The following is a 13,341-nucleotide window of genomic DNA, read 5'->3' as shown; positions in this document are numbered from 1 at the left end:
TACATAATAACAAAAAACACTAAATACTGCGCTAGATCAAAACAAAAAGGTCACCAAACGGTGACCTTCGCATATTTTTCGCTCTAAGTGCTTGGTTCTTAGCGATCCCAGTAGGTTTCTTCTAGGCTATCTTCACGCTCTGGTAGAGCACGGGATAGGCGAGGAGAGTGTTGGGTTAGCACTTCGTAACTTACACGGTTAGCATACTTACAAATTTGAGATAGCGAAGAGTAAGTCAGACAACGTACTTCGTGTTTTTCTGAGTTAGGAACTTCTTTCTGGTGGAAAGAGTTGGCAGCCATGTCGTGCAGAAGAGCAGATAGCGCGGCATCACCAGCACCGTTGGTATTCTTAATCTCAAGTGGTCCACCTAGGTAAGGACCAATATGAGAGTACACTTTCATCGGCTGTTTACAGTCTTCTTTGCGCATAGCACGGCTAAATTCGAACTTGTTGAACTCATCAATTGAGCCTTCAAGGATATCGTGCGTTGTTTCGCGTTTCACTTGTTCTTCGGTGTAACCAGCCATGTATAGACCATCAGGACCAGCAGTACACAAAACAAGGTCTACCCACTCGAGTGCTTTGTCTGCGGCAGCAAGTGGATCAGTTTCTCCAGTAAGCGCAGCGCCTTCTTCCTCGTTCATTGCAACAACAGATACGTTGTCTCGAATGTACTCTTGCCACCACTCAGCGTTGCCTTCGATCACGTATTTTGTACCCAGCGTTAGTACAACAGGGACGTCGTGCTTCTTAGCAAAGTCGATCGCTTTTTGAACGGCTTTTGGCATTGGGTCATCTTCTTTACCGCGCATTAGGTAAGATGAAACGACAAGAGCAGAGGCTTTTTCAAACACCTCTTCAGGAATGCTGTCAGGAGCTAGTTGGTTCATGTGACCTTCGTTAATTGCGAAAGTACGTTCACCATCTTGAGAAATTAGGGTGTAGCAGCGACCAATAGGACCATCTACAGTTTGCAGGTGGTTAAGGTTCATGCGTGAAGAGGTGCGGCACAGGTAACGGTATGCGAAAGAACCGACTTGAATGTTCTTAGACATAACACCAAGTAGTACAGATTTGCTGTCTGCCAATACAGAGTAGTTGTGCAGAGTGTTACCGATAGTGTCGCCTGGGTATTGATGAGTAATCAGACCTTGCTCTACTAACTCTTCATATAGTGCGTCTGCTTTGCTCTCTTCAAGAACGAGAGAATGACCTTTGCTAAGGTTGTATTTTTCTAAAAACGCATCGTCTACGCGCGCTTCGATATCTACGATGGTTTGACCAACGCCGACAATCGTAGGGCGGTACAGCTTAGGCGCCTGTCGAATTTGGTTGACTAATGGATCTCGAGCGTGAGTTGGGAAGTAGTGTTTAGATTTACGCTGTCCAGGAAACTTCATGCTTGTTCTTGAGTGAGAAAAAAAGAGGCGGGATTGTATCACAAAATTTTGAAAATCGTTGTGTTTTATTACAAAGAAATTCGCCCGCTGAAAAATGCAGCGGGCTGGTGTTTTTAGCAGCGATTTGGGGTTAATTTGTAGGAGTTACAGTCGGTTCGACGTAAGCTTTCGTGCCCCATAATGGCACCGTTGACAAGCTATGTTTGAAGCTGCCTTCGGTCTCTTTCGTGGTGTATGACAAGTAAAGTAACGTTTGATTCTCTGGATCGTAGATTCGACGCACTTTCATCGTTTTAAAGAAGATACTTTTCGATTTTTTGAATACCACTTCCCCTGACTTGCTCTTGTCTATTTTTGCAATCATTTCTGGTGTGATATCACCGGTTTGACGACAAGAGATTGAGCTGTCACTCGGATCAGACAAACTTAGGTTCGCTTCAATAGAAGCAATATGACAAGTTACGCCAGTTACGACTTCATCTTGTAGGTGACCAATTTTAATGTCTTTCATTGTGAACATGCCTAGTGAGACGTCGCCCACTTCATTATCACTACACCCAGCCAAGACCGTTACCAAACCTAGAGCAAGCAAGCTTTTTTTCATTTTTCATCCCTTAAATAGGCTAATTTATTGATTCAATTTATCAGACGCACACGATTAAAACAAAATTTGGCGTTACCTCAGGAGTTTAGCTAGGTTTGTAAGAGGCTTCATGCTAATGTACCGCTCCAGAGCAGGTGAGCACTACATTTCTAATCAAAGTCCTGTCTTTTTTACGCTGTCCAAAATTGAACTAGCAGCGCTTAAGGTAAGAAAATGAACGAACAACAGTTAGAAAGCATTAAAAGAAAAAACGAGTGGCTGCATGATTTAGTAGAAGTTGAATTCCCTACTAAAGAAAGTTTGGAAGGTCGTGAAATTTACAATCGTATGCTTGAGCAGCAAACCTACGAGGTGAGTAGTAATACGTTGCTCTTAGACAATGAGTCAAACTTATCGGTAGAAGACATATTCTTAGTTGATTTTCATCGACTTACCGTGATGTTTTCAATTCTTCAATCGCAGCGTTGGGCAGACAAGCACGAACAAGAAATGATTGTTGAGTTCCTTACCCAAATCATCCTTACACCAGAATTTGAGTTGTATGTCGGATTTAAAGAAGGGGAGCCGGTTGGTGCCGCGATTGTAAGTCAATATGAAGGCAACACCCTTATTTCTGATTTAGTGGTTTCTCAAAATTTAGATAAACGCCAGTTTGTCTGTGATTTAGGAAAAAAGCTGAACCACGATCAAAAGTTGAGTGAAACAATAGTCATTGAAAATTGATCGATATCGGTTCCCTAAAGGGAATCGATGTTTAGAATGTGCAAAATCTTCTTTTTCTCGGCTGGGTAAAACATGTTTAAGCGTTTGACGCGTTTATTGGGTCTTTTGTTGTGCCTAGGGACGGCCGCAGTCAATGCTGACAATACTGATTGGGAAATCGAACGAGTACTGGTGTTACACTCCTATGAGCCTTCATATCAATGGACCAGTGATATTCAAAAAGGCATAGAAGAGGGCTTCAAACAAACGAACAGCGAAGTAAAGCTGTCGATTGAATATCTGGATGCAAAGCGAGTGCATACCGATGGCTATTTTAGACGGATGGCCAATTACCTTAAGTTAAAATACAAAAACTATGAATTTGATGGTGTCATCATTTCTGACGATGCCGCATTGCAGTTTGCAAAGCGATACCTTGCGAATGATGAACGTTTTACCCCTCTCGTAGCGGTTGGAATAAATGACGCGGACGCCACGCTTGATACGTTGAGTTCTTCTGGTAGCGTGCTTTATGAACAAGACCGAGTCGCCGAAAATATTCTGCTTATCAACCAGCTACGTCCTCAAATCAAGAACCTTTATTACTTAGCTGATCGTAGCATGACGTCTGAGCTTATTCATGAGCGTGTCGTTGCGGAAATGAAAAAGTTTCCTCAGATCAACCTAATCGAGCTACGTGATGAAACCCTTGATGACGCATCAAAGCAACTAGAGAACATAAGCCCAAATGATGCGGTTCTACTCACTCATTTTAATACAGAGGCAGAGCAAGGGCATTACCACTCTTATCAACAAGTGGCGCATGTTATTGGTGCAAAAAGCGCCGCTCCTGTGTTTGTTCTGTGGGAAATGTACCTCGAAGAACCGGGCATTTTAGGTGGTTTTGTCAACCGCTCTGAACAATACGGCTACGAGGCTGCTGAGTTGATGGCTGGGAAATTGGGGTTGTCCATGATCAAAGTGGATGATGAGCTGATATCCGAGGCCGTTCTCGATTTTACTGCTATCCAAAAATACGGAATCAGCCGTTACGATATTCCTGAAAGCGCACACATCATTAATGCGCCACCACCGGCGATTCAAGTAAACATCAAATTGCTCTTGTTTGCTTGTGCGCTGATTATTCTGTTGTTTCTGGTCATCGTCAGTCAGTTTATGACCATGCGCCAACGTAAAGTCATTGACCAAAAGAATCGAAAGATCGTAACGCTACAAAAGCGAACGTTGAGTGTTCAAAAGGAAATGATTCACATATTGGGCGAGGCGATTGAATGCCGATCTGGGGAAACTGGGCAGCACGTAAAGCGCGTCGCGAGACTATCTGCCACTCTGGCGGAATTTTATGGTCTTAGCCATCGCGAAGTGGAAATGATTGAAGTCATAAGTCCAATGCATGATGTGGGGAAAATCTCTGTACCTGAATCCATCCTAGATAAAAAAGGTAAGTTGGATGCAGATGAATGGGAGATCATGAAGCGTCACACTACGAAAGGCTTTGAGTTACTCAATAATCGTGAAGGTGAAATCACCAAACTTGCAGCCATCGTCGCACACGAACATCACGAGCGTTGGGATGGAACTGGGTATCCAAATGGCTTAAAAGGTGAAGATATCCACTTGTTTGCGCGCATTGTTGCGATTGCAGATGTCTTTGACGCTCTATTTACCGAGCGATGTTACAAACGCGCATGGACAACTGAAGAGGTCGTCGAGCTGTTCAGGCAAGAAAAGGGCAAACACTTCGACCCTGTCTTGACTCAGCTTCTGTTAAATAATTTGGATGATTTTATAGAAGTGCGTTATTTGTACCCAGATAACGAAGTTTAATGCTAATTACCACGCTAAATGAAGTTTCATCTTTCTTAATTTTGGCGCTTCATTCGGTGATCTTGCTTAAAAAAATGTTAATTGCTCTTTCTCATTTCTACGAAATGCCAAGTCTGTCGTTTAAACATTTCTAAACTTACCTATCATGGGTATACATATTTAGTACAAATAAATAAGTCAATAAGTTCAAACTTAATTGAACAGCAGAGTGTGTAATATTCGTTGGCGGGGGACTGGCGTATGGCTATTAACAATATTAAATGCGTCATATTCGATTGTGATGGGACCTTGGTAGACAGTGAACGTTTGTGCTGCCAAGCATTGGTGAACGTGTTTAGCCAGTATGGCGCTGAAATGACCTTCGATGAGTGTGTCGAGCATTTTAAAGGCGGTAAGTTGGCAGACATTCTCCGTGATGCGAAAGAGTTGATGAGCGTAAATGCCTCTATTGATGTTCTTGAACCGCAATATAGAGAAGAGTTACAAAAGCTATTTGTGCGTCACTTGCAACCAATGGACGGGGCAAAACGACTCATTCAGTTCTTAGATTCACACAACATTGAATATTGTGTTGCTTCTAATGGTCCTAAAGACAAGATTGAGTATTCACTAGAGCTGACAGGGCTATTGGACGCATTTAAAGGCAAAGTATTTTCTGCATTTGATGCGAACAGTTGGAAGCCGGAACCGGATCTCATTATGTACAGCGCAATGAATATGGGCTTTCTCCCTAGTGATTGCTTGTACATTGACGATACGCCTAAAGGAGTGGAAGCTGGTTTAAATGCAGGCGTAAGAACCATTCAGCTTTATAACGGCGCACCGATTAATCTAGTAAACGATGAGCGCGTTATTCAAATTTCACACCTTGATGAACTAAAAGAGCAGCTCTTAGGCTGCTCAGTTTAGTGACAAACATTGCTTAAACTATGGATGTGTTTGAATTTAGTTTGTAACAACGGGGTTTGATGCAAGCATTGGATAGATGAAAAGTTTTTTGTATGGAATCCACAAGAAGCACATGTGAATTTTTCGCCATCTGATGAAATCATATATTCATCGCATTGGCATAGGGGACACTGAAGATCATCAGTGTCTTTTGTTTTGTTGTAATTATTCATATTGTTCACCAGCAGCAAATTTTATTGGCAATATCTAGAATAGCGGAACGTCTAACCTTTGGACATTCTTTCATCAAGTTCAGAGAATTATTTCGATTCACTTCAAAGTAAAGTGATTTGATATCCAGATAATGCTTGATTAGCAAAATTTGTATACTCAAGTGCATCAAGGTTACAAGTGCATCAAGGTTACATAACACCTTGCGTTGTTTTTCTTGCTCTCGAATCAATGACAACGCTCTGAACCCTGCATCTTGAAGTCACTTGGGTATAACAATAAAATCCACAACAAATAAAAAGGGCTCCTTACTCGGAGCCCTTTTTGTCTTAATTTCGATTATGCTGTGCGGTAGCGTTTCAATACTTCACCAAGCGAGACAGACGCTTGCGTTAACGCAGCAACCCCACTTGTTGATTGTTCTGCTACTTCTCTGATCGTATTAGATTGAGAACGAATGTCTGACAGTTCAGATGCAATGTCGTTTGCTACTGCGCTTTGTTCTTCCGCAGAGGTTGAGATTTGAATACTCATATCCATCAGTGAACGTGCTGAGTCAGCAATCGCTGTTACATCACCACCGATTTCATCAATCAGTTGGCTACTAGTTTGCGCTTGTTGAACGGTACGATCTGTAATAGAAGCAATGTTTTGGCTCTCGACCTGGAGCTTCTCAATCATAGCTTGAATTTCAACCGTTGCCTGTTGGGTGCGACTTGCAAGTGTTCGAACCTCATCAGCAACCACAGCGAAGCCACGACCTTGTTCGCCAGCGCGAGCCGCTTCAATGGCTGCATTTAGTGCGAGTAGGTTGGTTTGCTCAGAAATCGCATTGATGGTGGTGATAACGTCGTTAATTTGCGTTGTGTTTTCGTTCAAGCTGCCAACAGAAGCTGACGCTTGCTCAATGTAGCTCGATAAAGTTTCAATCTCGGTAATAACACTCTGTACGCGGTTACGACTGTTCTCAATCTGTTGTGCATCTTGGTCTGATTGAAGCGTTGCTTGCTGAGAAACACTCGATACTTCTTTGGCTGATGCTGTCATTTCTTCCATTGCCGTCGCAACAGAATCTAGTGTCTGGTATTGATGTGCGATTTGCGTTTCGCTTAGCTTCATGTCTTGTTCGAAGGAAGCCGATGTTTCGCTTAGGGTATTTGCGTTATCTTTTACGCTGTTTACTAGCTCGGTCAGAGTATCCATTGACTTATCGAGCGCACAACCGATAGTGCCGAACTCATCGCGCCCTGGATGAAAACCTAATCGTGACGTTAAATCGCCGTCGCCAATCTTTTCAGTTGTTGTGTACAACACCCACAAAGCACCACCAATAAAGGTTGCTACCCAATAAGAGAATAGGGCGAACGGTACAGCCCAAAGTAAGCTTAGAAGGAACGTAGTTAAAGCCCCTGACTTCGCTTGTTGATATTGGTTAGATAAGTTTTCAGTGAGTTGAATAGCTTGACCTGATTTTAATGAAGAATAAACGGTCACCGTACCGTTTTCAAACTTCGCATCGTTGACCGAGCTTACGTTCACAACGCCATTGATGCTGCGTAGGCTATCTGGTTGTGATTCGACCACACCCGAAAGCCGAGCTTGCGCAGCAATGATCGACTGCTGCTCAAATTGTTGAATGTCATTGAAATAGCGGCTGCCTGCCACTGAAGTTAAAGTCACTAGGAACAGAAGGAAAATGACCCACATTTTGTCGTTGATAGACATTTTGATAAACAATCTGTCTATCGTTCTAAACTCAACTTCTCTCATTTATAGCTCCATTTGAGATGAAAACGGTGTTGAACAAACTTATAGTTATATCGAAACAAAATATGCGCGGCTTATCAGCAAAATATGTAACAAGTGGCTAATCGATTTCAAAATATGAGATCTGAAGCTACCTATAACAGTACATCATATCCATTAATGACAGAAAACTAATTAAAATCTGACAATTGCATGCATATGAAATGGTAGTGCTTTGACGTTGGTGTCTGGTTTTTTGGGAATATTGACCGCAAACGTTTACTTATGATTTCTGTCATAGCTTTCCAAAACTTTACTTTTCGCTGTCATGAATGTGTCATATAAAGGCTATAAAAAGGAGTTGCTGTCATCGATAAAGAAGAAGTTATGGCAGTAGAATCGAAGCATGAATGCTTCAGGAGATGTAAAACAAAGGAGGTCACAATGAGCGACCAATACCAAAACGACGAATGCCTAGAGATGCTTGATGCACTCGAAATCGGTATTATCTTGTCGGACTACATTGGCTCAGAAGAAGAAGCCGAATAAGTACAATTAGTACTCTCACCGCGTCACTACAGACGTTATACTAAGTTCATGTAAGACGAGCCAAAAGGCCACTCACAGCGTCTAATGAACTTTCTAGCCCACCTGCATATTGCAGATCACTGTAATAGCCATTTAATGGGAAACTTGCTTGGAGATTTCGTAAAGGGAGATCCAAGCAAGCAATATCAAGCTGATATTTCCAATGGTATTAAACTCCATCGTTTTGTGGATCGTATCACCGATCACCACGCTATTGTCGAAGAATGCAAACCACACTTTACTGGCGTTGCACGACGCTTTGCACCTATCGCTCTTGATATGTTTTGGGACCACTGTTTAGCCAAGCATTGGTATTCATTTAGCGAGCAATCTTTAGATTCCTTTGTTCAATATGCTTATCTTCAAGTGAATGAACAAATATCAGAACAACTGCCTCCACGATTTTTGTTGTTACATAGTCGTATGTGGAGTGGTGGTTGGTTGCAGTCTTATCAATACTTAGAAAACATCGAATTTGCCCTTCATCGGATGTCGCAAAGAACGCCGCGTATGGCAGACCTCACGACGACGTTTGAGGTTCTGGATAATGAATATGAACAATTGGAAGGGAAGTTTGCTGCGCTGTATCGAGATGTGTTGAGTCAATCTGCTGAGTATCATCAACAGCTAATTAATTCATAACGCATTGACTGCTAAAGGTAGTATGCCCAAAGGCGCTCTGGTAAACTCTGCGCTCCAAAAATTAAGAGGTTTATCATGTCCGTTAATTTCGCTGATCTTGGCATTGAACAACCGTTGGTTGAGACCCTAGGTGGTTTGAATATTGTTACGCCGACTCCTGTTCAGGAAAAATCGATTCCACACGTGCTGGAAGGTAAAGATCTGCTTGCCGCTGCACAAACTGGTACAGGTAAGACTGCGGCATTTGGCTTGCCAATCATCCAGACTGTTCAGCAACAGAAACGTAATGGCACGCCGCAAGCACTGATTCTCGTGCCGACTCGAGAACTGGCTCAGCAAGTGATGGACAACCTCACGCAATACTCAGCAAATACTGATCTTAAAATAGTGTGTGTTTACGGTGGCACGAGTATTGGCGTACAAAAGAAAAAGCTTGAAGAGGGCGCAGACATCCTTATCGCAACACCGGGGCGCCTACTTGACCATTTGTTTAATGGCAACGTAAACATTTCTAAAACAGGCATCCTTGTTTTGGATGAAGCGGATCGTATGTTGGATATGGGTTTTTGGCCTGATCTGCAACGTATCCTTCGTCGTTTACCACAAACGAAACAGACCATGCTTTTCTCAGCGACGTTTGAGAAGCGCATTAAAACCATTGCTTACAAATTGATGGATTCTCCGGTCGAGGTGGAAGTATCACCAGCAAATACGACGGCAGAAACAGTGAAACAAATGGTTTACCCAGTCGATAAGAAGCGTAAACGCGAACTGCTAGCGTACTTAATTGGTTCACGTAACTGGCAGCAGGTATTGGTATTCACCAAGACTAAGCAAGGCAGTGACGAATTGGCTAAAGAGCTTAAACTGGATGGCATTAAAGCGGTCTCTATCAATGGAGATAAATCTCAAGGTGCTCGTCAACGTGCGCTTGACGAGTTCAAAGAAGGTAAAGTACGTGCATTAATTGCAACTGATGTTGCCGCTCGCGGTTTAGATATTCAACAACTTGAGCAAGTCGTTAACTTCGATATGCCATTTAAGGCGGAAGACTACGTTCACCGTATTGGTCGTACGGGACGTGCGGGTAAATCTGGTCTTGCGGTTTCTTTGATGAGTCGTGATGAAGAGTATCTATTGCACGCCATTGAAAACCTGCTTGACCAACGCTTACCGCAAGAGTGGTTAGAAGGCTTTGAACCAAGCTTAATAGAAGAAATTGAACCTGAGCGTAATAGTGGTGGTCGTCGCAAGAGTCGTTCTGCTGAAAAACGTAAGATGAAGGCAAAACTGGCAATCCATAAAAACCGCGGAAAAAACCGAAAATAAAAAGGTGATTGCGATTATCAATAACCTTGATTACGCAGTCTTTGCTTCTTGGTACGCTTCAAGCGTTTGAGGCATCGCTAATAAGTAGCCTTGATACATATCGAAACCGAGTTTTTTCATTAAGTTAAGTTGATGCTCGGTTTCAATTCCTTCAATAACGGTTTTTGAGTTCACATCTCTCGCTAGCGAGAGTGCTTCCATCAAACACGAAAAGTCGCCATTTTCGTACCTCAATAGCAACGATCGATCTATTTTTATGATGTTCGGTTTTACGCATCTAACGCGCTCAATCGTTGAGGCATCAATTCCGTAATCATCAATGGCAAGCATATAGCCATTATCACTGAGCTCTTTCGTAGCTTTGTAGAGGAAGTTTTCATCACTTGCATCAAGTTCAACTAACTCCATGACGATTTGCTTTCGGCGCAAGCCGGCTTCGATGATGGATTGATTTAGCAAATTACTATAAGACACGTCTTTTGCCAGCATCTCAGCTGCTTTTGGTAAGACATTTAAGAACAGCTTTTTATTGCTAAACTTGGACTGACCGAAATTGCTGATGTGAATGAGTCGACTTAAGCGCTCAACATTGATTTGATCTTCACTGGGGATGCTCGTTGAGTGGAAGAATTGGTCTGGTCTAATCATGAGCCCATCTTGATTGCTGATACGTACCAGCGCCTCAAGACCGATGATAGAAAGATCTTTCTGATAGATGGGTTGAAATACGCTTCTCAACGTCAGTTGCTTATATTGTGCGACGTATTGTCCATCTAATTGTTTTGAAATGCAGCCCAGTAGCTGCGAGATACTCATCATTATTGTTTGTAACCTAGACCAAGATACTTTCACTGATGCCTAACTGATTGTTGTGCATCTAGTTTTACTTCAGTAAGTCGAATCTAATTGTGCTGAAGGGGTCAAGGCAAGAGAGTTAGCTTGTATTGAATGGAAATATCGATCAGCCTCAAACAAATAGATGAATAGGCTGATAATCTACCTGTTGCAATTTGATGTTACCACTGTAAAACCGCGTACAGTTGAAGGTACTTTCTGACCAGTTGTTGCTTGTTTGAGCGGCGCAAAGGATGTCCAAATTTAATGTAGCAAGGGCTGATACCAAAGCGCGTATCCAGGGAATGGGTAAGCTGTGACTCGCTGGTAAACAATGTGATGCCTTGCTCGGTATATTCATTAATTGGCTCAGGTAGCTCACCCATCCACCAATGTAATAATTCTCGACTGGTTTTACTACGGCTGATCCAATGATCGCTCACCAAAAATAGTAAGTCATTCGGCTGTAATGCATAGCCGTACTCACTTTGCCATTCAGTGATAGAAGAAAGTAGGTTTTCGCGGCATGAATTGCCTGCACTGACCATATGATGGCTTAATACCCAGACCGTACCAATTTCAGATGAGATGCGATAATGGTGAGGTAAATCTGGGGCATCAAGTACTTCCATTGGTTTGATGATACTACTGTAACCAAAGTGACGAAATGTGTGCTCCATACGTCGTGCAAATGCAAGACCGAGATGGTGTTCACTCATACCTTGGTTATGTACCGCAGGATAATGCTTCTCACACAGTTTGAGACAATCGTCCTGAAAATCATTGACACTTTGAATGACTAAGTCGAGTAGCAAAGAATATCCCTTAACGGTTAACAATATGAACGGCGAAAGGTTAGCATAGTCCTTTTAGGATAGACTAATTTAGATAGGCAACTTCTTGATCTAAACATCAAAATTGAGAATAGAGTTCCGTAGGTAAAATATGATCAAACTAGAAAGAGCACAAAAAGAAACATTGGCGACAGCCATTCAAGATTACATGCAGGACGAACTGAGTCTTGAAATCGGGCAATTTGACAGCGAATTTTTGATTGATTTCATCACAGAAAAACTCGCACCGATCTATTACAACAAAGGGATTGAAGATGCAAAAACAGTAATTGAACGGCGTATGTTAGAAATGAGCGATGAACTGTATGAAATAGAACAAGAAGTTCAGATCTAAGTTTACGTTTTACAAACGATTTTAAGTTCCTTCAAATTTTTCGAACAAGATGTTTTAACAAGCAATATTGGTTAGATGTAAAGGATGGTAAATAATCTGTTTCATACAAGGTAAATAAGTTAATGTTGTGTTTCTTGCTCAACATCAACTTAGGAACATATCTAGGAACGTGAGATGGAAACACTGGTAAAGAACTACAACCTACCTGCACGATTTATGCATTGGTTATCAGCACTTTGCATCATCGGTTTGTTTGCTGTGGGTTTGTGGATGGTCGACCTTAGCTACTACAGCGAATGGTATCGTACGGCGCCACATTATCACCGCTCTGTGGGCATTCTATTAGCAATACTTACTTTGGTTCGCATCGTGTGGAAACATGTGACGGCGTCACCAAAAGTAGAAGGTAAACCTTATGAAGTGGCTGCAGCAAAGGCGGCACATGGTGTGATGTACTTATTGCTCATCACTATCTTTATTTCAGGTTACCTCATCTCAACATCTGATGGTCGCGGTATCGAAGTTTTTAATTGGTTTACGGTACCAGGCGCAGGGGAGTTATTTCCCGGTCAATCAGATATTGCGGGTGAAATTCACTTCTATGCAGCTTGGGCTGTAATCCTAATGGCTGGTTTGCATGCTGCAGCTGCACTAAAACATCACTTTATCGATAAAGACAACACATTAAGAAAAATGTTAGGAGCTTCAAAATGAAAAAGTCACTTTTCGCTACAGGACTAGCAATCGCTATGGCACTACCGTTTGGTGCTAACGCTGCAGATTACGTTATCGATACGAAAGGCGCTCACGCATCTATTAACTTTAAAGTAAGCCACTTAGGTTACAGTTTCATCAAAGGTCGTTTTAATACATTTTCTGGTGACTTTTCTTTTGATGAAAACAACATTGCTGATTCGAAAGTAAACGTAGTGGTTGATACAACTAGCCTTGATTCAAACCATGCAGAGCGTGATAAACACATCCGTAGCGGTGATTTCATCGATGCAGGTAAATACAGCGAAGCGACGTTTAAGAGTACAAAAGTTGTAGACAAAGGCAACGGTAAGCTAGATGTAACAGGTGACCTCACTCTTCACGGTGTCACTAAGCCAATCACAATCGAAGCAGAATTTGTTGGCGCGGGTAACGACCCATGGGGTGGTGAGCGTGCGGGCTTCATTGGTCAAACCCGTCTTGAGCTTGCTGATTTCGAAATCCCTGTAATGGGCTCATCGAGCTACGTTGATATGGAATTGCACATCGAAGGTATTAAGAAGTAATTTCTTGCTCTTGTGTGTATAAATAAAGAAAGCGCTCTAAATAGAGCGCTTTTTTATT

At 42.2% G+C, this 13,341-nt stretch carries 13 protein-coding genes; 8 read left to right on the top strand and 5 right to left on the bottom strand.

Annotated features, from left to right (window positions below; genetic code table 11):
- Window positions 1–98: 98 nt before the first annotated feature.
- Together MHO32_RS11765 and MHO32_RS11760 are read right to left on the bottom strand one after the other, a co-directional pair.
- Entirely contained in the window at window positions 99–1,403 is a 1,305-nt protein-coding gene (locus MHO32_RS11765) for an inosine/guanosine kinase (RefSeq protein WP_009700365.1), read from the bottom strand.
- A gap of 130 nt (window positions 1,404–1,533) precedes the next feature.
- Window positions 1,534–2,007, bottom strand: a complete 474-nt coding sequence (locus MHO32_RS11760) for a CreA family protein (protein ID WP_005451711.1) — start codon at window positions 2,005–2,007, stop codon at window positions 1,534–1,536.
- Between the two features lie 213 nt (window positions 2,008–2,220).
- Between MHO32_RS11760 and MHO32_RS11755 the strand changes: the two genes are divergently transcribed.
- The 3 genes from MHO32_RS11755 to MHO32_RS11745 all read left to right on the top strand — a co-directional run bounded on the left by MHO32_RS11755 (window position 2,221) and on the right by MHO32_RS11745 (window position 5,466).
- The gene (locus tag MHO32_RS11755) at window positions 2,221–2,730 is read left to right on the top strand and encodes a hypothetical protein (RefSeq protein WP_005451712.1); all 510 of its coding nucleotides are present in this window, start codon (window positions 2,221–2,223) and stop codon (window positions 2,728–2,730) included.
- A gap of 72 nt (window positions 2,731–2,802) precedes the next feature.
- Window positions 2,803–4,557, top strand: a complete 1,755-nt coding sequence (locus MHO32_RS11750; RefSeq protein ID WP_239212062.1) for an HD domain-containing phosphohydrolase — start codon at window positions 2,803–2,805, stop codon at window positions 4,555–4,557.
- A gap of 240 nt (window positions 4,558–4,797) precedes the next feature.
- Entirely contained in the window at window positions 4,798–5,466 is a 669-nt protein-coding gene (locus tag MHO32_RS11745) for an HAD-IA family hydrolase (protein ID WP_038898915.1), read from the top strand.
- 549 nt (window positions 5,467–6,015) lie between these two features.
- Here the strand turns inward: MHO32_RS11745 and MHO32_RS11735 are convergent.
- A complete protein-coding gene (locus MHO32_RS11735) occupies window positions 6,016–7,446 on the bottom strand; it encodes a methyl-accepting chemotaxis protein (RefSeq protein WP_239212060.1) in 1,431 nt (476 codons plus the stop codon).
- Between the two features lie 609 nt (window positions 7,447–8,055).
- Between MHO32_RS11735 and MHO32_RS11730 the strand changes: the two genes are divergently transcribed.
- Both MHO32_RS11730 and MHO32_RS11725 read left to right on the top strand, forming a co-directional pair.
- Entirely contained in the window at window positions 8,056–8,652 is a 597-nt protein-coding gene (locus MHO32_RS11730; protein ID WP_009696702.1) for an acyl carrier protein phosphodiesterase, read from the top strand.
- Between the two features lie 75 nt (window positions 8,653–8,727).
- Window positions 8,728–9,981, top strand: coding sequence for a DEAD/DEAH box helicase (locus MHO32_RS11725; RefSeq protein WP_017819590.1), 1,254 nt, complete (start codon window positions 8,728–8,730; stop codon window positions 9,979–9,981).
- A gap of 30 nt (window positions 9,982–10,011) precedes the next feature.
- On the opposite strand, the gene MHO32_RS11720 is transcribed toward MHO32_RS11725, so the two are convergent.
- Entirely contained in the window at window positions 10,012–10,800 is a 789-nt protein-coding gene (locus MHO32_RS11720; RefSeq protein WP_047515751.1) for an EAL domain-containing protein, read from the bottom strand.
- Between the two features lie 197 nt (window positions 10,801–10,997).
- A complete protein-coding gene (locus tag MHO32_RS11715; RefSeq protein ID WP_239212058.1) occupies window positions 10,998–11,630 on the bottom strand; it encodes a hypothetical protein in 633 nt (210 codons plus the stop codon).
- Window positions 11,631–11,760: 130 nt separating this feature from the next.
- Here MHO32_RS11715 and MHO32_RS11710 point away from each other — a divergent pair, with 130 nt between their 5' ends.
- The 3 genes from MHO32_RS11710 (at window position 11,761) to MHO32_RS11700 (ending at window position 13,283) form a co-directional block, all read left to right on the top strand.
- The gene (locus MHO32_RS11710; RefSeq protein WP_009696700.1) at window positions 11,761–12,003 is read left to right on the top strand and encodes a DUF2164 domain-containing protein; all 243 of its coding nucleotides are present in this window, start codon (window positions 11,761–11,763) and stop codon (window positions 12,001–12,003) included.
- Window positions 12,004–12,177: 174 nt separating this feature from the next.
- On the top strand, window positions 12,178–12,717 hold the full coding sequence (locus MHO32_RS11705) for a cytochrome b (protein ID WP_239212045.1): 540 nt from the start codon (window positions 12,178–12,180) through the stop codon (window positions 12,715–12,717).
- Window positions 12,714–13,283 (top strand): YceI family protein, encoded by a 570-nt coding sequence (locus tag MHO32_RS11700; protein ID WP_005451734.1) that lies wholly within the window; start codon window positions 12,714–12,716, stop codon window positions 13,281–13,283. Before MHO32_RS11705 ends, MHO32_RS11700 begins: the two co-directional genes overlap by 4 nt.
- Window positions 13,284–13,341 lie beyond the last annotated feature (58 nt).

It is taken from the genome of Vibrio sp. MMH1-50 (assembly GCF_022347645.1).
Taxonomy (GTDB): domain Bacteria; phylum Pseudomonadota; class Gammaproteobacteria; order Enterobacterales; family Vibrionaceae; genus Vibrio; species Vibrio harveyi.
Note: the sequence above shows the minus strand (reverse complement) of the source record. Positions and strands in the feature narration are given on the sequence as shown.

Coding starts and splice junctions, on each gene's coding strand:
- MHO32_RS11760 (WP_005451711.1), bottom strand. CDS start 2,007: ATGAAAAAAAGCTTGCTTGCTCTAGGTTTGGTAACGGTCTTGGCTGGG.
- MHO32_RS11705 (WP_239212045.1), top strand. CDS start 12,178: ATGGAAACACTGGTAAAGAACTACAACCTACCTGCACGATTTATGCAT.
- MHO32_RS11725 (WP_017819590.1), top strand. CDS start 8,728: ATGTCCGTTAATTTCGCTGATCTTGGCATTGAACAACCGTTGGTTGAG.
- MHO32_RS11700 (WP_005451734.1), top strand. CDS start 12,714: ATGAAAAAGTCACTTTTCGCTACAGGACTAGCAATCGCTATGGCACTA.
- MHO32_RS11750 (WP_239212062.1), top strand. CDS start 2,803: ATGTTTAAGCGTTTGACGCGTTTATTGGGTCTTTTGTTGTGCCTAGGG.
- MHO32_RS11765 (WP_009700365.1), bottom strand. CDS start 1,403: ATGAAGTTTCCTGGACAGCGTAAATCTAAACACTACTTCCCAACTCAC.
- MHO32_RS11755 (WP_005451712.1), top strand. CDS start 2,221: ATGAACGAACAACAGTTAGAAAGCATTAAAAGAAAAAACGAGTGGCTG.
- MHO32_RS11710 (WP_009696700.1), top strand. CDS start 11,761: ATGATCAAACTAGAAAGAGCACAAAAAGAAACATTGGCGACAGCCATT.
- MHO32_RS11730 (WP_009696702.1), top strand. CDS start 8,056: ATGAACTTTCTAGCCCACCTGCATATTGCAGATCACTGTAATAGCCAT.
- MHO32_RS11735 (WP_239212060.1), bottom strand. CDS start 7,446: ATGAGAGAAGTTGAGTTTAGAACGATAGACAGATTGTTTATCAAAATG.
- MHO32_RS11745 (WP_038898915.1), top strand. CDS start 4,798: ATGGCTATTAACAATATTAAATGCGTCATATTCGATTGTGATGGGACC.
- MHO32_RS11720 (WP_047515751.1), bottom strand. CDS start 10,800: ATGATGAGTATCTCGCAGCTACTGGGCTGCATTTCAAAACAATTAGAT.